Raw genomic sequence first — 22,199 nt, 5'->3', positions numbered from 1 at the left:
AATGAATATCGACGCCGATTCGCGAGGGGTGAACCGGCTTCAAGAGAGAAAAGTGCATTCGATGAAATTGCGAGACTTGGCCGGAGATCAGTTTCCGGAACTTGAAGCACAGCTCGAAGGCCCGGCAGGCCTGCTCGATATTTCAGGCCTGTCTTCGGATAGCCGCAAGGTGGCGCCGGGCAATGTCTTCGTCGCGGTCGCCGGCACCAAGGCGGACGGCGCAGGCTTCATCGCGGATGCCGCCGGCCGCGGCGCTGCCGTCGCGATTGCCTCCCAAGCCGTCGATGCTTCGATCCCCGTGCTTGCGGTCAAGGAGCCGCGCCGTTTCCTTTCCATCGCCGCCGCGCGTTTCCACGGCAGGCAGCCCGACACTATGGTCGCCGTCACCGGCACGGCCGGCAAAACCTCCGTGGCTTCTTTCACCCGGCAGATATGGGCGTATGCGGGCCACGTGGCCGCAATGATCGGCACGACGGGCGTCGTCTCGCCGACGCGCAACGAATATGGCTCGCTGACGACGCCCGATCCGGTGTCTCTGCACCAACTGCTGGCGGAACTCGCCGGAGAAGGCGTGACGCATGCCGCGATGGAAGCCTCCAGCCACGGTCTCGACCAGTTCCGGCTCGACGGTGTTAGACTTGCCGCCGCCGCCTTCACCAATCTCGGCCGAGACCACATGGATTATCATCCGACCGTCGAGGCCTACATGGCCGCCAAGATGCGGCTTTTCGATACGCTGTTGCCGAAGGGCTCGCCGGCGGTGATCTTCGCCGACGATCCGTGGTCGGCGCAGGCGACCAAGGCCGCGACCGATGCCGGTCACGATGTTCGTACCGTCGGGCGAAAGGGCGATTACCTTACGCTGAAGCGAGTCGAGCACTTCCGCCACAAGCAGATGGCCGAGATCCACATCGGCGGCGAGATCTTCGAGGTGGACATTCCGTTGGCCGGCGATTTTCAGGTGGCCAACGCGCTGGTCGCCGCAGGGCTTGCCATGTCGACCGGCGTTGAGGCGAAGGTTGCAATGGCCGCGCTCGAGAAGCTCGTCGGCGCGTCCGGCCGTCTCGAACTCGTCGGCCATACGAAAGACGGCGCGCTCGCCTATGTCGACTACGCCCACAAGCCGGATGCGCTGGAAAACGTGCTGGGCTCGGTCAGACCTTTCACCACCGGCCGCGTCATCGTCGTTTTCGGCTGCGGCGGCGACCGTGACCGCGGCAAACGGCCGATCATGGGCGAAATCGCCTGCCGTCTTGCCGACGTCGTTATCGTCACCGACGATAATCCGCGTTCTGAGGAACCGGCCTCGATCCGGGCGGAGATCATGGCGGCGGCAAGCTGCGCCGCGGAAATCGCCGATCGCGCCATGGCGATCCGCGAGGCGGTCGGCATGCTGAGATCCGGCGATACGCTGATCGTCGCCGGCAAGGGGCATGAGGAAGGGCAGACGGTCGGCGGCGTCACCCTGCCGTTCTCCGATCATGCGGAGGTGCGCAAGGCCTTGGAGGAGTTGAAATCTTGAGCTGGCTCTGGACGACGGAAGACATGATCGCAGCGATGGCAGGGCGCCCTTTCGGCACGCTGCCCGAAGGTATCACCGGCATTTCCATCGACAGCCGCTCGATTACTCCAGGCCAAGCCTTCTTCGCGATCAAGGGCGACCGCGTCGACGGTCACGACTACGCCTCGATGGCGATGGCGAACGGCGCTTCCCTTCTCGTTGTCAGCGAGGCGAGGCTTCCCGCCATGGGCCGCCTGACGGTGCCGATGATCGTTGTGGAAGACGTGCTCGCGGCACTTGGCCGGCTCGGCCTTGCCTCGCGCGAGCGTTCGCGGGCCCGAATCATCGCGGTGACGGGATCGGTCGGCAAGACGACTACCAAGGAAATGCTGCGGCATGTGCTGTCGCCCTCCGGCAAGGTGCACGCCTCCGTCGCCTCCTTCAACAATCATTGGGGCGTGCCGCTGACGCTGGCGCGCATGCCTGAGGATACGGATTACGGCGTCTTCGAAGTCGGGATGAACCACCCCGGCGAGATCCGGCCGCTGGTGGCGATGATCCGTCCCGATGTCGCCGTCATCACGACGATCGCGCCGGCGCATCTCGGCAATTTCAAGAACATCAAGGAAATTGCCGCCGCCAAGGCCGAGATCTTCGAGGGGCTCGAACCCGGCGGGCATGTCGTGCTCAACCGCGACAATGACCAGTTCAATTTCCTCGACCGCACGGCGCAGTCGCTCGGCATCGAGCATATCCACTCTTTCGGACAGCATGCCAAGGCCGAATTCCGGCTCGCAGAATTCAACGGCTCCGACGAGAATTCGACGCTGTGGCTGACGATCGACGGCGAGACGCTGGAGGTCGCGCTCGGCGCGCCTGGCCGCCATATCGCCGAGAATGCGCTCGCAGCGCTCGGCGTCGTCAGGATCGTCGACGCCGATATGCAGAAGGCGATCGAAGCGCTCGCGACGCTGAGGCCGGAAAAGGGTAGGGGCAAGCGCCACCGGCTTGTCATCGGCGGCGGCAGCTTCACGCTGATCGACGAGAGCTACAATGCCAATCCGGCTTCGATGCGCGCGGCGATCGCGCTGCTGGCAGCCTCCGAGCCGACCGGCCGCGGACGCCGTATCGCCGTGCTCGGCGACATGCTGGAAATGGGCGAGTATGCGCAAAAGGTCCATACCGACCTTGCCGTGCCGCTGCTTGCTGCCGGCATCGAGCATGTGTGGCTCGCAGGAGCCGAGATGGCTGCGCTCAAGGAATCGTTGCCGGAAAGCGTCCATGTCGAATATCGCGAGAACACGGACGAATTGACGGATTATGTATTGAACTCGGTCGCGCCGGGCGACGTGTTGATGGTGAAATCGTCTCTGGGCATCGCTTTCGGCAAGATCGTCGCCGCGCTCCTTGACAAGTTCCCGCCATTTGCCGACACGCAACGCGAATTTTGATCGGGTAAACAAGGGGCCCTGAATGCTGATCTGGCTTGTCGAACTGTCGGAATATTTCAAATTTCTGAACCTGTTCAGATATATTACCTTCCGCACGGGGGCCGCCCTCTTCACCTCAGCGCTGATCGTCTTCCTGTTCGGGCCGACGATCATCAATTCGCTGCGCATCCGGCAGGGCAAGGGCCAGCCGATCCGCGCCGACGGGCCGCAGACGCATTTCAAAAAGGCCGGCACGCCGACCATGGGCGGGCTGATGATCCTGGCCGGCATCGTCGGCGCGTCGCTGCTCTGGGCCGATCTTTCCAACGTCTATGTGGTCGCCACGCTGCTGGTGACGCTGGGCTTCGGCGCGATCGGCTTCTACGACGATTATCTCAAGGTCACGAAGCAGAGCCACATGGGCTTTTCCGGCAAGGCGCGTCTCGGTATCGAATTCGTCATCGCCGGCATCGCCGTCTATTTCATGATGCGCACCGCCCTTGCTTCGGGGATTGCCGGCTCGACCTTCGGCTCCTCGATCGCCTTTCCCTTCTTCAAAGACTTCATGATCAATATCGGCATCATGTTCGTCGTCTTCGGCGGCTTCGTGATCGTCGGCGCCGGCAATGCCGTCAACCTGACCGACGGTCTCGACGGGCTTGCCATCGTGCCTGTGATGATCGCCGCCGCCTCCTTCGGGGTCATCGCCTATCTCGCCGGCAACGTGGTGTTTGCGAATTACCTGCAGATCAATTTCGTGCCCGGCACCGGCGAACTCGCCGTCGTGCTTGGCGCCGTCATCGGCGCCGGTCTCGGCTTTCTCTGGTTCAACGCGCCGCCGGCCGCCATCTTCATGGGCGACACGGGGTCGCTGGCACTCGGCGGCACGATCGGGACCGTCGCCGTCGCCACCAAGCACGAGATCGTCATGGCAATCATCGGCGGCCTCTTCGTCATCGAGACGCTGTCGGTCATCATCCAGGTCGGTTTCTTCAAGATGACCGGCCGGCGTGTCTTCCTGATGGCGCCGATCCATCACCACTTCGAGAAGAAGGGCTGGACCGAGAGCCAGGTGGTGATCCGCTTCTGGATCGTCGCCGTCGGCCTTGCGATGCTCGGCCTTTCGACGCTGAAGCTCCGGTGAGGCAGCGATGATCCCGGTCACGACGCTCAAGGACAGGAAGGTCGCGCTCTTCGGGCTCGGCGGCTCCGGCTTTGCCACCGCCCGGGCGCTGATATCAGGCGGTGCCGAGGTGACCGCCTGGGACGACAATCCCGACAGTGTCGCCAAGGCCGTTGCCGAAGGCATCACGACGGAAGACCTGCACAACATCGACTGGAGCCAGCAGGCGCTGTTCGTGCTGTCGCCCGGCGTGCCGCTCACCCATCCGAAGCCGCACTGGACCGTCGATCTGGCGCGGGCGGCCGGCGTCGATATCGTCGGCGATGTCGAACTCTTCGTGCGCGAGCGCCGCGCCCATGCGCCGGATTGCCCTTTCATCGCCATAACCGGCACCAACGGCAAGTCGACCACGACGGCGCTGATCGCCCATATCCTGAAATCCGCCGGCTACGACACGCAGCTCGGCGGCAATATCGGCACGGCGGTGCTGACGCTCGATCCGCCGAAGGCCGAGCGTTATTACGTCGTCGAATGCTCCTCCTACCAGATCGATCTGGCGCCGACGCTGGACCCGTCTGCGGGCATTCTGCTCAACCTGACGCCGGATCATCTCGACCGTCACGGCACCATGCAGCATTATGCCGATATCAAGGAAAGGCTGGTCGCCGGCAGCGATGTTGCGATCGTCGGTGTCGACGACAGCCATTCAGCGCTGATTGTCGACCGTGTCGAGCGGGCGGGCGTCAAGGTGGTCCGTATCTCGCGCCGCAACGTGCTGGCCGACGGCATCTATGCCGAGGGCACCAAACTCATCCAGGCCGCCGGCGGCGCCATGCTGCCCTTCGCCGATCTCGACGGCATCCAGACGCTGCGCGGCAGCCATAATGCGCAGAACGCCGCTGCAGCCGTCGCCGCCTGCCTCGCCGTCGGGATTTCCGCCGACGACATCCGCGCCGGCCTTGCTTCCTTCCCTGGCCTCAAGCACCGCATGCAGCCGGTCGGCAGACGCGGCCGCGTCGTCTTCGTCAACGATTCCAAGGCGACCAACGCCGATGCGGCGGCGCCGGCCCTTTCGAGCTATGATCGCATCTACTGGATCGCCGGCGGCCTGCCGAAGGCCGGCGGCATTACGACGCTCGCGCCCTATTTCCCGCGCATCGCCAAGGCCTATCTGATCGGCGAGGCGGCGGCGGAGTTCGCGGCGACACTCGGCGAGGCCGTACCTTACGAAATCTCGGGCACGCTGGAGCGGGCGGTCGCGCATGCGGCAGCGGATGCGGAGCGCGACGAGGCCGCTGCTTCTACGGTGATGTTATCCCCGGCTTGCGCAAGCTTCGACCAGTATAAGAACTTCGAAGTCAGGGGCGAAGCCTTCGTCGGCCACGTGGCGGCGCTTGACGGGATTACGATGCTGATCGGTCCGGCAACAGGAGAGAAATGACATGGTAAGCCGCGCGGAACGTGGGCCTCTGGCCGATTGGTTCTGGACCATCGACCGCTTCTTCCTGGCGATGTTCATCTTCCTGATGGGCATTGGCTTCATGCTGTCGTTTGCGGCATCTCCCGCGGTTGCCGAGCGCATCGGGCTCGAACCTTTCCACTTCGTCAAGCGCCAGGCGGCCTTCATGATCCCCTCGATCGCCGTGATGCTCGGGCTTTCTTTCCTGACGCCGCGCCAGGTGCGGCGAACCGCAATCCTGATCCTGATCATCTCGCTCGCCATGATGGTGCTGGTGCTGTTCGTCGGGCAGGAGGTCAAGGGCGGCAGGCGCTGGATCTGGATCGCCGGCCTTTCCATTCAGCCGTCGGAATTCATGAAGCCCGCCTTCGTCGTGGTCTGCGCCTGGCTGTTTGCCGAACATGCGCGCCAGCCGGAGATCCCCGGCAATCTCTTTGCCATCATCCTGTTCGGCATCGTCGCGGCCCTTCTTATCGCGCAGCCGGACCTTGGCCAGACCATTCTGACGACCGCTGTCTGGGGCGGGATGTTCTTCATGGCCGGCATGCCGTGGATCTGGATCGTGCTGCTCGGTATCGGCGGCGCCGGCGGCCTGCTCAGCGCCTATTACGTCTTTCCGCACGTCGCCGGCCGCATAGACAAGTTCATGACCGGCGAGGGTGATACGTTCCAGATCGACACCGCGCGCGAGGCGATCATCCGCGGCAGCTGGTTCGGTCAGGGACCGGGCGAGGGCATCGTCAAGCGCATCATCCCGGATGCGCATACCGACTTCATCTTCTCGGTCGCGGCCGAGGAATTCGGCATCGTCTTCTGCATGGCGCTCGTCGCACTGTTTACCGTGCTGGTGCTGCGCGGCCTCTCGCACGCCTATCGCGAGCGCAACGACTTCAACCGATTCGCCGTCGCCGGCCTGGTGCTGCAGATGGGCATCCAGTCGATCATCAATATCGGCGTCAATCTCGAACTGCTGCCGGCAAAGGGCATGACTCTGCCGCTGATTTCCTATGGCGGCTCGTCTATGGTGGCGATCTGCGTCACCGCCGGCTTCATTCTGGCGCTGACGCGCCATCGACCGGAAAAACGCGCGCAGGACCGGAGCCTCTTCCGCGTCCCGCACGGCATGCCGGCGGAGTAGAAGACCATGAGTAAAGGCATCGTGCTGCTTGCCGCCGGGGGAACCGGCGGCCATGTGTTCCCGGCGGAGGCGCTGGCCTTCAAGCTGAAGGAGCGCGGCTATTCGGTGCATCTCGTCACGGACAGCCGGGCGGAGCGTTATGCCGGCAAGTTCCCGGCCGAGGAGATCCATGTCGTGCCGTCGGCGACGATCGGCTCGAAGAACCCGGTTGCGGTCGCCCGCTCGTTATGGACGCTCTGGAGCGGTATGCGGGCGGCAAAAAAGCTGATTCAGCGACTGCAGCCGGTCATCGTCGTCGGCTTCGGCGGTTATCCCACCGTGCCGCCGCTGCTTGCTGCCACCCGGCTCGGCGTGGCCACGATGATCCACGAGCAGAATGCAGTGATGGGGCGCGCCAACAAGGCCTTGGCAACTCGCGTGCAGGCCATCGCCGGCGGTTTCCTGCCGGAGGGAGGCGCTGCCTTTCCAGACAAGACGGTGACGACGGGCAATCCCGTCCGCCCGGCAATCATCGCCGCAGCCGAGGTGCCTTACACGCCGTCGCATGCGGGCGAGGCCTTCAACCTCGTCGTCTTCGGCGGTAGCCAGGGCGCGCAATATTTCTCCAAGGCGCTACCGACGGCGATCAGCCTGCTCGACGACGCGCTCCGCGTGCGCCTGCGCATCACCCAGCAGGTGCGTCCCGAGGACATGGAGATGGTCAGCGGCTGCGTCGCCAGGCTGGAGATGGGAGCCGATATCGCACCCTTCTTCACCGACATGGCCGAGAGGCTGGCAAGGGCGCATCTCGTCATCTGCCGTTCGGGTGCATCGACGGTTTCGGAAATCTCCGTCATCGGCCGGCCTGCCGTGCTCGTGCCTTACCCGCACGCTCTCGATCACGACCAGGCGGCGAATGCGGCGGCACTGGCTGCGACCGGCGGGGCGAAGGTGATCGCCCAGTCGGAGCTTTCGCCGGAGAAGATCGCGGCGATCCTGACGGCTGTGATGAACGATCCAGAAAAGCTTTCGCACATGGCAGCGGCGGCGAAACTCGCCGGGAAACCCGATGCGGCGAACTTGCTTGCCGACATGGTTGAGGCTATTGCCGCCGGACGGACAATTGCAGAATTCAAGAGGACACGCGCATGAAACTGCCGAAGGCGATCGGTCTCGTCCATTTCATCGGCATTGGCGGCATCGGCATGAGCGGCATTGCCGAGGTGCTGCACAATCTCGGCCACAAGGTGCAGGGATCGGACCAGGCCGACAGCGCCAATGTCCAGCGCCTGCGCGACAAGGGCATCGAGGTCTTCGTCGGCCACAGGGCGGAAAACCTGGGTGAGGCCGAAGTCGTCGTCGTCTCGACGGCAATCAAGAAGAGCAATCCGGAACTCATCGCCGCGCGCGAAAAGCTGCTGCCGGTGGTGCGCCGCGCCGAGATGCTCGCCGAGCTGATGCGCTTCCGCAATGCGATCGCCATCGGCGGCACGCATGGCAAGACGACGACCACCTCGTTGGTCGCCACGCTGCTCGAAGCTGGTGGGCTGGACCCGACCGTCATCAATGGTGGTATCATCAATGCCTACGGCACCAATGCCCGCATGGGCGAGGGTGAGTGGATGGTGGTGGAGGCCGACGAATCGGACGGCACCTTCCTGAAGCTTCCGGCCGATGTTGCCGTCATCACCAATATCGACCCGGAACATCTTGACCATTACGGCAATTTCGACGCCGTGCGTGCCGCCTTTCGGCAGTTCGTCGAGAACGTGCCGTTCTACGGCTTCGGCGTCATGTGTCTCGACCATCCCGAGGTGCAGTCGCTGGTCGGCCGCATCGAGGACCGCAAGATCATTACCTATGGCGAGAACCCGCAGGCCGACGTGCGCTTCAAGAATGTGCGCATCGACGGCACGCGCTCGATCTTCGACGTCGAAATCCGCCGCCGCCGCACCGGTCAGGTAATCGAGCTCAAGGGGCTGGTCATGCCGATGCCCGGCCGGCATAATATTTCCAACGCGACGGCGGCGATTGCCGTTGCCAACCGGCTCGGCATATCGAGCGCAGATATCGCCAAGGGGCTCGCCTCCTTCGGCGGCGTCAAGCGCCGCTTCACGCTGACCGGCGAGTGGAATGGCGTGCAGATCTTCGACGATTACGGCCATCACCCGGTCGAGATCAAGGCGGTGCTGCGCGCCGCCCGCGAATCCTGCAAGGGGCGTGTCATCGCGGTCCACCAGCCGCACCGCTATAGCCGTCTTGCGAGCCTGTTCGAGGAATTCGCCGCCTGCTTCAACGATGCCGACAGCATCTTCCTGGCACCGGTCTATGCGGCCGGCGAGGATCCGATCGAGGGTATCGATTCCGTGTCGCTGGTCTCGCGCATAAAATCCGGTGGCCATCGCGACGCCCGCTTTCTAACTTCGGCGGAGCTTCTGCCGCAGATGGTCGCGGAGGTTGCAAAGCCTGGCGATTTCGTGGTTCTGTTGGGGGCTGGAAGTATTACATCCTGGGCAGCGGCACTGCCCAAGCAACTGGAAGGCCTATCGGGAAAGTCCGTATGAAACAGGTGAATGGGGAAAAGCTTCTCGCGTCTCTCGGGGACGGTGTAAAGGATATCCGCGGTCGTATCACGCCGGATGCCCCCATGGACCGCGTCACTTGGTTCAGGGCTGGTGGCTTGGCCGAGCTGATGTTCCAGCCGCATGACGTCGACGATCTCATCGCCTTCCTGAAGATATTGCCGGAGGAGGTGCCGCTGACGGTGGTCGGCGTCGGCTCCAACATCCTGGTGCGCGACGGCGGCATTCCCGGCGTCGTGCTGCGCCTATCGGCCAAGGGATTCGGCTTCGTCGAGCTTGCCGGCGAAAACCGCATCCTGGCCGGCGCCATCTGCCCCGATAAACATGTGGCGGCGATGGCGATGGACAACGGCATCGGCGGCTTCCATTTCTTCTACGGGATTCCGGGCGGCATCGGTGGCGCGGCGCGCATGAATGCCGGGGCCAACGGCGTGGAGACGCGGGAGCGGCTGATCGAGGTCCATGCGGTCGACCGCAAGGGCGACAAGCATGTGCTTTCCAATGCCGAGATGGGCTATTCCTACCGGCATTCCATCGCATCGACAGATCTGATTTTCACCTCCGTGCTGTTCGAGGGCTATCCGGAAGAGCGCGCGCAGATCCGCGCCGAGATGGACGCCGTGCGCAACCATCGCGAGACTGTACAGCCAGTGCGCGAAAAGACCGGTGGCTCGACCTTCAAGAACCCGGCTGGTCATTCGGCCTGGAAACTGATTGACGAGGCAGGCTGCCGCGGTCTCGTCATCGGCGGAGCACAGATGTCGTCGCTGCACTGCAACTTCATGATCAACATGGGGCAGGCGACCGGTTACGATCTCGAATATCTCGGCGAACAGGTGCGTCGCGAGGTCTTCGAAAAAGACGGCATCAAGCTCGAATGGGAAATCAAACGCCTCGGCGTCTTCATGCCCGGCCGCGAAGTGCGTCCGTTCCACGGTGTGACGAGCGAATAACGGTTTACCTCACCGCAAGCTTCAGGCCTTCGCGCGGCGTGACGAGGGGCGACCAGCCGAGCACGCCGCGGGCATGAGATATATCGACCTGCAGGGAACCGCAAAGACGCTGGTAGACGGCGTCCTTTCCGGTGACTCTCGCCCCCATCTGCAACAGCGCGGGGGGGAAGGGGAGCAGCATCGGTTTGACACCCAGCCCTGCGGCAATCCCTTCAATAAGCCCGGGAGTCGAGAGATCTTCTCCATCGCCTGCGAGAAAGGTCTGGCTGGCAGCACCCGGATGCTTCATCCCGGCGATGATCAGGTCGACGAGATTTGGAAGCGCGACCAGTGTCCGGCGGTTCTTCAGCGAGGCGAAGGGGAGCGGTATCTTCTTCCGGACAAGTCCGACGAGCAGGGCGAAGTTGCCCCGCGCGCCGGGTCCATAGACGAGCGGCGGGCGAATGACGACGACTTCCATGCCTGTTCGGGCGGCGATTTCATGCAGCCCGATTTCAGTTTCCAGCTTCGAAATGCCATAGGGATCGATCGGCATTGGCGTATCGTCGTGCCGGAACGGCCGATCGTTCTCCTCACCGTTGACTTTGATGCTGCTGATGAAGACGAACCTTTTTACGCCCGCGCGAGTGGCCTGTTCGGCGAGGTTCAACGTGGCGGCGGTGTTGATCCGACGAAATGCCGCAAGCGGATCGGCTGCGCGGTCGTGCATGATGTGAACACGAGCGGCGAGATGGACGATGACATCAATGCCCTCGAGAACTGCCGCCCAATCGGTTTCGCTTGTTATCTCGATGGGAAAATGCCGCACAGATGTCGGGAAGCTGGCGGCTGCAGATCGCGTCGTCACCGCAAGCTCGCATATCCGCTCTCCATGAAGTCTTTCGACGAGAGGCCCACCGATAAAGCCGGCTGCGCCGGTAATGAGGCATCGCATGATCTGTTCCCGTTTTGCCGTGAGTGTTCCGGTTTACCGGAAGTGCTCACGGCATCAACTAAAAAGCCGCTTTGAATCTACGCATCGTGCTTTCCGAAAATCGATTCCGATTTTCGGCCGATGCGCTAGCCGTCGCGGCTTGTTGTTCATTTGCTGCTCGAGGCTCAGACTTCCTCGCGGCCCGACAGCCGACACAGCTCGGCGGAGAGACCGCAATATGGGGGCCCCGTCAGCAGCACAGCATCAGGCAAAATGGAGGTAGTCTGGAAATCACCGTCTACTTCCCAGCCCCTTCTTCAGTGAGCGGTATAGGCCCCGTCCACCAAATAGTGCACCCCAGTGATGAAACTGGCCTGCTCGGACAGGAGGAAACACACAAGAGTCGCGACCTCTTCCGGTTTTCCACGCCTGCCCATTGGTTGAAGCGATGCCATGCGTCGCGTACTCGCCACCTCAAGGTGCTCTGACAAGAGTGGTGTTTCGATCCAGCCGGGACCGACGGCATTTATGCGGATACCCAATCTCGCATACTCCATCGCAGCGACTTTCGTCAGTCCGACAACCCCGTGCTTGGCTGCGGTGTATGCCGCCGCGGTGGGTAATCCAACGGACCCGAGAGTGGAAGACATATTCACGATTGCGCCGCCGCCAAGCTTAAGCATCGCGCCAATTTCGGACTTCATGCAATAGAAAACGCTGTTCAGATTGACGTTCATCACCTCGTGCCAATTGTCGAGCGGATAGTCTGCGACCGCGGCGCGCACCCCATCAATTCCCGCATTATTGACCGCCAGATCCAAGCCGCCACATGTCTCGACGGTAAAATCGACAAGCCTCTGCACACTTCCACTGTCACTGACATCGACGACAAATTCACAGGCGCGGCCTCCCTCTGATCTGATTGCGGCGGCAATCGTGTGTGCTGCGTCAGCATTGATATCGGCGACAACAACCTCGGCACCCTCCTCAGCGAGTTGTCGGGAAACGGCGGCACCAATTCCGGAACCTGCGCCCGTTACGATCGCGATTTTTCCCTCCAGGCAAAGCTTCATCGTCTCTGTCCTTGTTGATATGCTAATATTCGATCGGCGCGAATATTGATGCAAGGGATTTCCCGGATAAATAGAAGCGCATGGTATTGCGCAGCTCCGGATGTTGCCAGTGTTGCGAACTCATCCTCCACAGCATTGAGTGTCTTTGTCAAAAGATGTCGCAATCTAATTTGGAATGAACGGGCCAATTTGGAATGAACGGGATTGACGGAATTACTTGGCAGGGGGAAATGGACAAACACCATATTACACGCCGGGGGCTGGTGCTGGGGAGCCTGGCTCTGATGCTTTCTGGATGTACTTCGGGCGATGGGCCGCCGCTGCGCTACCGGTTTGCGATGGATCCGGATTTCGATCCCCGCTATCGACGACAGGAGGTCGCTTATACGGGGAGTGAACCGCCCGGAACTATCGTCGTCGATACGGCGAGCCGCTACCTTTACTTCGTGGAGGCAGGCGGACTGGCGACTCGCTATGGCGTTGCCGTCGGAGAGGAAGGACTGAGTTTCAAGGGTGAGGCCACCATCGGCCATAAGGCAGAGTGGCCTTCGTGGAAGCCCACCAATGACATGATTCAGCGCAAACCCCGGCTGGCCCAATATGCCGACGGGATACCGGGAGGACCGCTCAACCCTCTCGGTGCAGCGGCCCTCTACCTCTACCAAGATGGACAAGATACCCTGTTCCGGTTGCACGGAACGAATGCCCCCTGGTCGATAGGCCGTGCAGTTTCGAATGGGTGTATTCGCTTGACGAACGCAAACATCGTCGACCTGTACTCTCGTACACGCGTAGGTACGCGCGTCATTGTCATCTGATGGTGTTTACCATTTAAAATCGCAGGGTTGGTCATAGCAATAGGTATCTGCTAATGTAGATTCGTTGCATGTTGCATCATATCTGCCCTATCCAGGGTGCTGATTGTCGCTAAACTTTAAGGTGTAGCCCTCAAAAAGCTATCCCATGATGAGGAGAGGACTTCATGATGAGCAGAATTCTAGTCGTGATCGTTGCAATGTTTGCGGTGGCCAATCTGAGTGCTTGCGGGTCGATTGGCAAAGGCAAGGGGAAGGCCCCACCGCCGGCAGAAGCAGTCTACAAGTAGCATATCGCGTTTGAAATTTAGGAAGGGTCACATAGACCCTTCCTCTTCTTACACCATAAACCGCCAGGCTTGCGCTCCTTCGCAACTCACAGCGCACGAGTGGCCTTTTATATGCTGACTTCGGGCTCCCATTCCTCAGGGCCTGCATATGGAGCTTAGTGATGGCGCTTGGAAGAGGCGGTGTGTCGCTAGTTATTACGTTGGCGGTCATGGCATCGTCATGCCAGACAGAAGACAAAAGGCCTCTACCGCATTATACGTCGAATGGCAGAGGCGTAGCTCCAACCAATGCGGCTGAAAACAAATCAAATCGGTATTTCATCGAATTCCGCTCACGCTATGCGCTGACCTACGGCCACACCTACGTCGTTTTTGGGCGGGCGGATAAGAACGGAAAGATGATCAATCCCGAAGTCGCCGGACTTGCGCCAGCTTCTGACAATGCCGCGCCCTATGTATTAGGCCATTTCATACCCGTTCCGGCCTCGACCGGAGCAACGGATGGTGACCTGGAAGAGCAGTACAGGTCGGCAAGCTGGCGTGTGATGCTGACTGATGATGAATATAGCGACACAGTTGCGTATATACGCAAACTGCAGGCAACCACTCATCTCTGGGAGGCAACGGTTTATAATTGCAACGCCTTTGTGGCGGATATCGCACGGCACATGGGTTATAAGGCGCCCGGCATTTGGCTAAGGCCGCAACAATTCATTGCAACCCTGCGGGAGATGAATACAGGTTGATGCGTGCGGGCATCCAAGACACGCGTTGGCGATCGCGGAAGGCCGATCATGGAAAGGTTCTGGTGACTTGATTTGAACTTATCAGCAGCCGTCGTCGGCGAGGTCGTCTGGGTTCTCGGAATTGTTGCATGGTGCATCATTCGATACCCATTTGAGCGCCGCGCAAAGCGAGTGCCGGTCGTCAGCAACCGCCGTACCGGTTCTGAGGCGGTCGGGCTTGCGGCAGCTCTCGCCGGACTTGCGATCGTGCCGGGATTCTACGTCGCGACCGGCATTCCCGAAGCCGCCGACTATACACCTCATTTGTGGGCCGTCGTGATCGGGGCAATACTGTTCTGTACCGCAATGTGGGTCTTTCGAAGAACCCACAAGCAATTAGGACGAAACTGGTCGATTACGCTGGAGATCCGTCAGCAGCACGAATTGATATGCGCTGGCCCATACTCTCTTGTCCGCCACCCCATGTACACGTCGTTCCTTCTGATGGGTCTTTCACAAGCGTTTTTGCTGTCGAACTGGGTGGCAGGCATGGCAGGCCTAATCGGCTTCACCGTTCTATTCTTCCTAAGGGTGGACAAGGAAGAACGTATGATGTTGGAAGTTTTCGGCCCGCAATACCACGCGTATATGGCGAAGACCAAGCGCATCATCCCTTATCTTTACTAGAGGTGGCAAGATGAGAGGCCGAACGATCAAGCTCTCGGCATCGCGACGACTTGTCGGAGATCTGATGAGATTCTCGATCGGGGTGCCACGTGTGACGGTCCAGCGGCAAATGAACCTTCGGCCTCTCCTCGATGCCAGAGACGGAACGGATGCCCGGCCGTCCTGGACGGTGCTTTTCTTGAAGGGATACGCCCTGCTCTCTCAAGAAATTCCCGAATTGCGGCGCGCTTATATCAAGTTTCCAAGGCCGCAGCTCTATGAATATCCGGCCAGTGTGGCCTCAATTGCCCATGAGCGCGAGCATGAGGGAGAGCGGGTCGTTCTGCTGAGCATCATCAAAGGTCCCGAGCAACGCTCCATTTCCCAGCTAGAAACGCTGATCCGCGCAGCGAGGTCACTTCCGGTTCTGGAGATCAAGGAGTTTCGGCGCTCTCTGAAGCTTGCTCGCGCACCTGCCCCTGTGAGGTGGCTGCTCATGTGGCTCGGGCTCAATATCGGGCGGAAGCGTGCGCGCTATTTCGGCACGTTCCAATTGTCTGTCTATTCAGGCCTGGGAGCGGAGTCCCTCAACCCGCTCACTCCACTGACCACACTTCTCAACTACGGTCCAATCGACGAGGACGGATCGGTTGCTGTCCGCATCCACTATGACCACAGGGTCATGGATGGAGCGAATGTCGCTCGGGCGTTAGAGCGGTTCGAAAGAATCTTGAACTGCGAGATCGCCGACGAAGTGAGAAACCTCGCCCAAAGCGGTATTCCTGCCATCATGTCGGCGGCAGGGACATCGAAATGACCCCGCACAGTGAGCCCCGTTTGGCTGTCGTCGTGGTCGGTGCTTCCCGTGGCATTGGACGAGCAATCGCAAAGGTTGCGGCACGTGAACGCAATGTCGTCGTACTCGTCGCGCGTTCGCCTGAGGGCCTCGCTGCGGCGGCGGTCGACGTACAGCAGGCCGGTGGTGAGGCGTTCACGTTCGAGCTGGATCTTCTCGCAGCCGATGCGTCAGCGCGTCTCGAGGCTTTTCTGACTGCCAACGATTTGGTTTGCGGCGTCCTGGTCAACAGTGCCGGGTATGGTCTGCGAGGCGCAGCAACGTTACTCCCCGTCAAAGATCAGATTGGGATCATCGATCTCAATATACGCGCCCTGACCGACATGACCCTTCGCTTCCTGCCTGGAATGCTGGCGCGCGGACGTGGCGGCGTGATCAATCTCGGCTCCATAGCAGGTCTCGTTCCCGGGCCGTACATGGCCTTGTATTACGCAAGCAAGGGTTTCGTGCACTCTTTTTCGGACGCGCTCCATCAGGAAGTGCGCCGCTTTGGCGTTACCGTGACATGTGTCGCGCCCGGACCGGTATCCACCGAATTCCTTGAAAAGGCGGGCGCGAATCGGGCGGCTCTCTTCAAGATATTGCCCAAGTTGGACGCTGAATATGTCGCTGAGCGGGCCTGGAGCGGTTTCAACTCCGGCCGTCGCCGCGTTGTCCCCGGCATTTCAGCCAAGTTGTTTACTCTTGTCGCCGAATTTTTGCCGACCGCGGCTATTCTCCCCCTGATCGGTCGCCTGCAGCGCAGGAGCAAAGATCCATGTCCTTGCGGTTCAGGGAAGAACCTCAAGGAATGTTGCGGTAGCCGCCCCTCTGCACGGAGCAAGCTGCAGAAATAGTGTCCGTCGACGAGGGTGAAGGCGACCTATTACTGCTGACAAACCCCCAGCCAAGGCCAGGGGTTTGTCAGCAGTCTGAAGCCGCGACAAGCATCGCGGCTTTTGCGTTTGTGTGGCCGGTGGCTCAGACTTCTTCGCGGCCCGATAGCAGGATGCAGATGAGCGATATCACTGCGGAGGCGGCGAGGTAGTAGCCGACATAGTCCAGGCTGTAGTGCGTGGCGAGCCAGGTGGCGATGTAAGGCGCCAGCGAAGCGCCGAAGATGCCGCCGAGGTTGAAGGTCATCGAGGCGCCGGTATAGCGCACCATAGTTGGGAAGGGGGCGGCGAGGGCCGCACCGATCGGACCATAGGTGAAGCCCATCAAGGCGAGGCCGATGATCGAGCACAGGTAGGCGCCGGTCAGGCCGCTCGTCAACAGCGTCGCGTAGAAGAAGCCGAAGATCGCAATGGCGATCGTCGTCAGCGTCAGGATGACGCGGCGCGAATAGATGTCGGAGAGCCAGCCGGAGAGCGGGATCGTCAGGCCGAAGAAGGCGACGCCGACGAGCTGGACGACCAGGAACTGCTCGCGGGAGTAACCGAGCCCACCCTTTTCCAGGGGTGTCGTACCCCAGGAGAGGGTGAAGACCGTCATCAGGTAGAACAGCACGAAGGTCGCAACGGCGATGAAGGTGCCGAGGATCAGGCTGCGCATATGGTTGCGGAAGACCACCTCGATCGGCACGGCGACGCGCTCGTGCTTTTCGACAGCTTTGCGGAATTCCGGCGTCTCGGCGATCTTCAAGCGGACATAGAGGCCGACGGCGACGAGGGCGAGGCTGGCGATGAAGGGAATGCGCCATCCGTAGTCGAGGAAATCCTCATTGCTCATCGTTTCCGCCAGGATGAGGAAGAAGCCGGAGGAGAGGATGAAGCCGATCGGAGCGCCGAGCTGTGGGAACATGGCATACCAGCTGCGCTTGCCGGGAGGAGCGTTTTCGGTGGCAAGCAGAACGGCGCCACCCCATTCGCCGCCGAGGCCGAGGCCCTGACCGAAGCGGCAAAGCGCCAGCAACAAGGGTGCTGCGATGCCGATCGCATCATAGCCCGGCAGCATGCCGATCAGGACGGTCGAAAGCCCCATCGTCATCAGCGCGGCGACGAGCGTCGCCTTGCGGCCGATGCGATCGCCGAAATGGCCGAAAACCACGGCGCCAATGGGGCGGGCGAAGAAGGCGATCGAGAAGGTGACGAGCGACTGCAGCGTTGCGGCGTTCGAATCGCTTGCCGGGAAGAAGAGATGCGGGAAGACGAGGACGGCTGCCGTCGCGTAGACGTAGAAGTCGAAGAATTCGATGGTGGTGCCGACGAGGCTGGCGATAAGGACGCGAGCCGGAGAATTGACTTGCGCGCTGTTCGAGGCAGGAGTCGGCGATGCGGAGATCGCGTCTGTCATTTTCATTCCAATCAATATTTTTATGAAGCGCCTTGGGAGGCTCGCGGGTCTTAACGCAATTTCAGATCCGAGAAAATGTCAAAACATGCAGTCGGTACAGGGGACGCGGCCCGCATGCGTTACCGGCCCGCATCCCCCGGTGTCATTTCAAATCCTTGGGTTTTCCTTCCTTGCGCGAGGCTTGCGACGGCGGCGCCCGGGTGCTTGACCGGAATCGAATTGTAACAGATTCATTGCTAACCCTCTGGTTGAGGGCAGAGGAGATATCCATGCAAAAGAGTCTTGTTGCCGAATTTCTCGGCACGTTCTGGCTGGTCTTCGGCGGATGCGGCAGTGCCGTGCTGGCCGCGGCCTATCCCGAGCTTGGAATAGGTTTTGTCGGCGTGGCCTTTGCGTTCGGTCTGACCGTGCTCACCATGGCTTATGCCGTGGGCGGCATTTCGGGCGGTCATTTCAATCCCGCGGTCTCGCTCGGCCTTACGGTTGCCGGACGGTTTCCGGCGGCGCGCCTCGTTCCCTATATCGTCACGCAGGTTGTCGGCGCCGTCGCCGCGGCGGCGCTGCTTTATCTCATCGCCAGCGGCAAGGCGGGTTTCGAACTCGGCGGCTTTGCCGCCAACGGATATGGCGATCATTCTCCGGGCGGTTATTCACTGCTTTCCGCGCTGCTGATCGAAGTGCTGCTCACCATGTTCTTCCTGATCATCATCTTGGGATCGACCAGCAGCCGGGTGCCTGCGGGCTTCGCGCCGCTTGCCATCGGCCTCGGGCTGACGCTGATCCATCTCGTTTCCATCCCCGTGACGAATACCTCGGTCAATCCGGCCCGTTCCACCGGCCAGGCGCTTTTCGTCGGCGGCTGGGCGCTGCAGCAGCTCTGGCTGTTCTGGATTGCGCCGCTCGCAGGTGGGGCGCTCGGTGGGCTCGTTTGGAAATTCCTCGACGACGCCGACTGACTGTAAGATACCGAGCTATCCCATTGAGCCCGCGCGGTTTTTTCGTGCGGGTTTTTCTGTTTTCGCGGATCGGCGGCATCTTCGATCTGGCAATCCCGAAGACGAGAGGGTTAAAAAATCAGGGGCGCGGCAATACGAAGTTAACGAAAGTAAACACTTCATTAACCATAATGATGCTCTAATGCACCCAGGTCGGACAAAGGCCTGAAACGGCGCAGACAGCTTCGCGCAAGCGTCGATTTCGAAAATGAAAGTTATTTTTGGGGGTGTTGATGAGTCGCAAGCATGTCGCTGTCCTGATGGGCGGATTTTCCTCGGAAAGGCCTGTCAGCCTTTCCTCGGGAAAGGCTTGCGCAGAAGCTCTCGAGGCAGAGGGCTTCGACGTGACGCGCATCGACGTGACGCGCGACGTTTCCGAGAAGCTTGCCGCGCTGAAGCCCGATGTCGTCTTCAATGCGCTTCACGGCCCGTTCGGCGAGGATGGCACCATTCAGGGCATCCTGGAATATCTCGAGATCCCCTATACGCATTCGGGCGTGCTTGCCTCGGCGCTTGCGATGGACAAGGATAAGGCGAAGCTCGTTGCCGCCGCTGCCGGTATTCCGGTCGCCGAATCGCAGGTGGTCAACCGTTTCGCCTTTCCCTCGACGCATCCGATGAAGCCGCCCTATGTGGTCAAGCCTGTCCGCGAGGGGTCGAGCTTCGGCGTCGTCATCGTCACGGAAGATCAGGCGCATCCGCCACAGATCGTCAGCTCGCCCGAGTGGCGTTACGGCGAGGAAGTGATCGTCGAGCGCTATATCTATGGTCGCGAACTCACCTGCGGCGTCATGGGTGAAACTCCGCTCGGCGTCACGGAAGTGGTGCCGCAGGGACACAATTTTTATGATTACGACTCCAAGTATGCGGCAGGCGGTTCAAAACACGTCATCCCCGCGAAAATTTCACCGAATATTTACCAAAAAATACAAACATTGTCCCTAAGGGCGCATCAGGCAATCGGTTGTCGCGGCGTCAGTCGGTCCGACTTTCGTTACGACGATCGTTTCTCCGAAGACGGCGAAATCATCTGGCTGGAGGTCAATACCCAGCCAGGTATGACTGCAACCTCGCTCGTGCCCGAAATGGCCGGTCATGCCGGCTATTCATTTGGTCAGTTTCTCCGGTGGATGGTGGAGGACGCGTCTTGTTTGCGTTGACGGTCAAGAGGATTGGGCGCCCCAGCCATCATGCCGTGCTTCCGATCATGGAAGCCGAAGAGCGGTTCGTGCTGCCGCGTCCGCTGCGCCGGATCACGCGCTTCCTGATCAGCCTCTGCGGCGGCCGCATCTATATTCCTGTTCATACGGGCACGGTCTCGGCGCTCGCTTTCTTGGGTGCGACGGGGCTTTACGGCATGTCGCTCGGCGGTCACACCGAAGCCGTCGCGCAGGCGACGACGACGGCCGCGGGTTTTGCGATCGAGGACGTGAATGTCTCCGGCAATGCGGAGACCTCCGAAATCGAGATCCTGCAGCTGATCGGCCTTGACGGCACGACCTCACTGGTCGCCCTCGACGTCGATGCCGCCCGCCGGAAGATCGCGCATCTTCCCTGGGTGGAAAATGTCGAAGTCCGAAAGATTTATCCGAAAACGATCGAGGTGAAGCTCAAGGAGCGCCAGGCCTATGCGATCTGGCAGCACGGGCAGGAGCTTTCCCTGATCGAGAAGAACGGCAGTGTTATTGCGCCGCTGCGCGACAACAAGTTTTCGGCGCTGCCGCTCGTCGTCGGCCGCGATGCCGAAACGGCGGCGGCTTCACTGGAGGACGCCTTCTCGAAGTGGCCCGACGTGAAGGCCCGCGTGAAGGCCTATGTCTGGATATCCGGTCGTCGCTGGGACCTGCATATGGATAACGGCGTCGTCGTCAAACTGCCGGAAGACGGTATCGACCAGGCACTGGCGACGCTTTCGAAGTTCGACAAGGAGCACCAGCTGCTGGAGCGAGATATTGCCGCAGTCGATCTCAGGCTGGCCGACAGAACCGCGATCCAGCTGACGCCGGAGGCGGCGATCCGCAGGCAGACGGCAGTGACGGAGCGTACGAAAGAATTGAAGAAGGCGGGGCAGAATATATGAGCTTGTTCGGTTCATCCCATTTCGGATTGCCGCGCCTGAAGCCGCTTTCGTCGAAGCGGTCGCATGTCGTTTCGGTGCTCGACATCGGCTCGACCAAGGTCGTCTGCATGATCGGCCGGTTGACGCCGCGCGAGGAAAGTCAGATCCTGCCGGGCCGCACACACAATATCGAGATCATCGGCATCGGCCACCAGCGTTCCCGTGGCATCAAGACCGGCGTTATCGCCGATCTCGACGCGCTGGAAGGCGTCATCCGTCTTGCCGTCGATGCGGCCGAGCGCATGGCGGGGCTGACCGTCGAGAGCCTGATCGTCAACCTGACGGCCGGCCGCCTCGGCAGCGACATCTACACAGCGACAATCGATCTTGGCGGCCAGGAAGTCGAGCTCAACGATCTGAAGAAGGTACTGTCGGCCGCCTGCCAGCAGTCGCTGCGCCAGGACCGTTCGGTGCTGCATTCGCTGGCGACCGGCTTCTCGCTCGACGGAGAGCGCGGCATCCGCGATCCGCTGGCGATGTATGGCGATGCGCTCGGCGTCGACATGCATGTCGTCACTGCGGAGCGCTCGGCACTGAAGAACCTCGAGCTTAGCGTCAATCGTGCGCATCTGTCGGTCGAGGGCATCGTTGCGACGCCCTATGCATCGGGCCTTGCTGCTCTCGTCGATGACGAGGTCGAGCTCGGCTGCGCGGCGATCGACATGGGCGGCGGCACGACGACGATCTCGGTCTTTGCCGAAGGCAAGCTCGTTCATACGGATGCCGTCGGCCTCGGCGGCCATCACGTCACCACCGACCTGGCGCGCGGCCTTTCGACCCGCATCGAGGATGCTGAGCGGCTGAAGGTCGTGCATGCGTCGGCCCTTTCGAATTCCTCCGACGAGCGCGAGTTGATCTCGATCCCGCCAATCGGCGAGGACGATCGCGACCAGCCGTCGCAAGTGCCGCGGGCGCTGGTTTCGCGCATCGTGTCGGCCCGAATCGAAGAGACGATGGAACTGATCCGCGACCGTATCCAGCGTTCGGGCTTCAGCCCGATCGTCGGCAAGCGCGTCGTGCTGACCGGCGGGGCGAGCCAGTTGACCGGCCTTGCCGACGTGGCGCGGCGCATCCTTGCCCGCAACGTCCGCATCGGCCGTCCGATGGGCGTCTCGGGGCTGCCGACGGCGGCCAAGGGCCCGGCCTTTTCGACGGCCGTCGGCCTGATGATTTATCCGCAGGTCGCGGACATGGAGACACATGCGTCACAGAGCGGTCTGCTCATGTCGCTTGGGGGAAATAACAGCCGCATTGCCCGGATGGGCCAGTGGCTGAAGGAAAGTTTCTGAAATTGAGTAATTGGCCGGC

At 61.1% G+C, this 22,199-nt stretch carries 21 protein-coding genes; 18 read left to right on the top strand and 3 right to left on the bottom strand.

The window, feature by feature from the left end; all coding sequences use genetic code 11:
• Position 1: 1 nt before the first annotated feature.
• The 8 genes from OIU37_RS07055 to murB are packed head-to-tail and all read left to right on the top strand — an operon-like array spanning position 2 to position 10,165.
• Positions 2-1,522 carry a UDP-N-acetylmuramoyl-L-alanyl-D-glutamate--2,6-diaminopimelate ligase gene (locus OIU37_RS07055; RefSeq protein ID WP_171604067.1) on the top strand — a complete coding sequence of 507 codons (1,521 nt, stop codon included), beginning with the start codon at positions 2-4 and terminating at the stop codon, positions 1,520-1,522.
• Positions 1,519-2,952: a UDP-N-acetylmuramoylalanyl-D-glutamyl-2,6-diaminopimelate--D-alanyl-D-alanine ligase gene (locus tag OIU37_RS07050; protein WP_171604066.1), complete on the top strand. Its 1,434-nt coding sequence runs from the start codon at positions 1,519-1,521 to the stop codon at positions 2,950-2,952. Before OIU37_RS07055 ends, OIU37_RS07050 begins: the two co-directional genes overlap by 4 nt.
• A gap of 22 nt (positions 2,953-2,974) precedes the next feature.
• Entirely contained in the window at positions 2,975-4,075 is a 1,101-nt protein-coding gene (gene mraY / locus OIU37_RS07045; protein WP_003541415.1) for a phospho-N-acetylmuramoyl-pentapeptide-transferase, read from the top strand.
• Between the two features lie 7 nt (positions 4,076-4,082).
• Positions 4,083-5,495 (top strand): UDP-N-acetylmuramoyl-L-alanine--D-glutamate ligase, encoded by a 1,413-nt coding sequence (murD, locus tag OIU37_RS07040; RefSeq protein ID WP_264256782.1) that lies wholly within the window; start codon positions 4,083-4,085, stop codon positions 5,493-5,495.
• 1 nt (position 5,496) lies between these two features.
• Positions 5,497-6,651: a putative lipid II flippase FtsW gene (gene ftsW, locus OIU37_RS07035; protein WP_129419907.1), complete on the top strand. Its 1,155-nt coding sequence runs from the start codon at positions 5,497-5,499 to the stop codon at positions 6,649-6,651.
• A 6-nt stretch (positions 6,652-6,657) separates the two neighbouring features.
• A complete protein-coding gene (gene murG, locus OIU37_RS07030) occupies positions 6,658-7,782 on the top strand; it encodes an undecaprenyldiphospho-muramoylpentapeptide beta-N-acetylglucosaminyltransferase (RefSeq protein WP_264256779.1) in 1,125 nt (374 codons plus the stop codon).
• Positions 7,779-9,194, top strand: coding sequence for a UDP-N-acetylmuramate--L-alanine ligase (murC, locus tag OIU37_RS07025; protein WP_264256777.1), 1,416 nt, complete (start codon positions 7,779-7,781; stop codon positions 9,192-9,194). The genes murG and murC overlap by 4 nt, the downstream gene beginning before the upstream one ends.
• Positions 9,191-10,165, top strand: a complete 975-nt coding sequence (murB, locus tag OIU37_RS07020) for a UDP-N-acetylmuramate dehydrogenase (protein ID WP_138387072.1) — start codon at positions 9,191-9,193, stop codon at positions 10,163-10,165. The genes murC and murB overlap by 4 nt, the downstream gene beginning before the upstream one ends.
• Positions 10,166-10,169: 4 nt before the next feature.
• Here murB and OIU37_RS07015 read toward each other — a convergent pair whose 3' ends face one another.
• The gene (locus tag OIU37_RS07015; RefSeq protein WP_264256773.1) at positions 10,170-11,099 is read right to left on the bottom strand and encodes an SDR family oxidoreductase; all 930 of its coding nucleotides are present in this window, start codon (positions 11,097-11,099) and stop codon (positions 10,170-10,172) included.
• Positions 11,100-11,395: 296 nt separating this feature from the next.
• Positions 11,396-12,151, bottom strand: coding sequence for an SDR family NAD(P)-dependent oxidoreductase (locus OIU37_RS07010; RefSeq protein ID WP_180694576.1), 756 nt, complete (start codon positions 12,149-12,151; stop codon positions 11,396-11,398).
• A gap of 230 nt (positions 12,152-12,381) precedes the next feature.
• Here OIU37_RS07010 and OIU37_RS07005 point away from each other — a divergent pair, with 230 nt between their 5' ends.
• The 6 genes from OIU37_RS07005 to OIU37_RS06980 all read left to right on the top strand — a co-directional run bounded on the left by OIU37_RS07005 (position 12,382) and on the right by OIU37_RS06980 (position 16,339).
• Entirely contained in the window at positions 12,382-12,969 is a 588-nt protein-coding gene (locus tag OIU37_RS07005; RefSeq protein WP_264257457.1) for a L,D-transpeptidase, read from the top strand.
• A gap of 167 nt (positions 12,970-13,136) precedes the next feature.
• Positions 13,137-13,256: an ABC transporter gene (locus tag OIU37_RS07000; RefSeq protein ID WP_168310073.1), complete on the top strand. Its 120-nt coding sequence runs from the start codon at positions 13,137-13,139 to the stop codon at positions 13,254-13,256.
• A gap of 161 nt (positions 13,257-13,417) precedes the next feature.
• The gene (locus OIU37_RS06995; RefSeq protein ID WP_168314034.1) at positions 13,418-14,002 is read left to right on the top strand and encodes a hypothetical protein; all 585 of its coding nucleotides are present in this window, start codon (positions 13,418-13,420) and stop codon (positions 14,000-14,002) included.
• Between the two features lie 72 nt (positions 14,003-14,074).
• The gene (locus OIU37_RS06990) at positions 14,075-14,668 is read left to right on the top strand and encodes a protein-S-isoprenylcysteine O-methyltransferase (RefSeq protein WP_264256770.1); all 594 of its coding nucleotides are present in this window, start codon (positions 14,075-14,077) and stop codon (positions 14,666-14,668) included.
• 10 nt (positions 14,669-14,678) lie between these two features.
• A complete protein-coding gene (locus OIU37_RS06985) occupies positions 14,679-15,464 on the top strand; it encodes a 2-oxo acid dehydrogenase subunit E2 (protein WP_264256768.1) in 786 nt (261 codons plus the stop codon).
• Entirely contained in the window at positions 15,461-16,339 is an 879-nt protein-coding gene (locus tag OIU37_RS06980; RefSeq protein WP_264256767.1) for an SDR family NAD(P)-dependent oxidoreductase, read from the top strand. The genes OIU37_RS06985 and OIU37_RS06980 overlap by 4 nt, the downstream gene beginning before the upstream one ends.
• Before the next feature lie 124 nt (positions 16,340-16,463).
• On the opposite strand, the gene OIU37_RS06975 is transcribed toward OIU37_RS06980, so the two are convergent.
• Positions 16,464-17,777, bottom strand: a complete 1,314-nt coding sequence (locus OIU37_RS06975; protein ID WP_264256765.1) for an MFS transporter — start codon at positions 17,775-17,777, stop codon at positions 16,464-16,466.
• A gap of 269 nt (positions 17,778-18,046) precedes the next feature.
• On the opposite strand from OIU37_RS06975, the gene aqpZ reads away from it, so the two are divergent.
• From aqpZ to ftsA, 4 genes are all read left to right on the top strand, one after another.
• Positions 18,047-18,733: an aquaporin Z gene (gene aqpZ / locus OIU37_RS06970; protein ID WP_264256763.1), complete on the top strand. Its 687-nt coding sequence runs from the start codon at positions 18,047-18,049 to the stop codon at positions 18,731-18,733.
• Between the two features lie 272 nt (positions 18,734-19,005).
• Entirely contained in the window at positions 19,006-19,932 is a 927-nt protein-coding gene (locus tag OIU37_RS06965) for a D-alanine--D-alanine ligase (protein WP_264256762.1), read from the top strand.
• Entirely contained in the window at positions 19,920-20,852 is a 933-nt protein-coding gene (locus OIU37_RS06960) for a cell division protein FtsQ/DivIB (RefSeq protein WP_264256761.1), read from the top strand. Before OIU37_RS06965 ends, OIU37_RS06960 begins: the two co-directional genes overlap by 13 nt.
• Positions 20,849-22,180 (top strand): cell division protein FtsA, encoded by a 1,332-nt coding sequence (ftsA, locus tag OIU37_RS06955; protein WP_003561012.1) that lies wholly within the window; start codon positions 20,849-20,851, stop codon positions 22,178-22,180. Before OIU37_RS06960 ends, ftsA begins: the two co-directional genes overlap by 4 nt.
• The last annotated feature ends 19 nt before the right edge of the window (positions 22,181-22,199 follow it).

The organism is Rhizobium sp. BT-226, assembly GCF_025847085.2.
Lineage (GTDB): Bacteria > Pseudomonadota > Alphaproteobacteria > Rhizobiales > Rhizobiaceae > Rhizobium > Rhizobium sophorae.
Note: the sequence above shows the minus strand (reverse complement) of the source record. Positions and strands in the feature narration are given on the sequence as shown.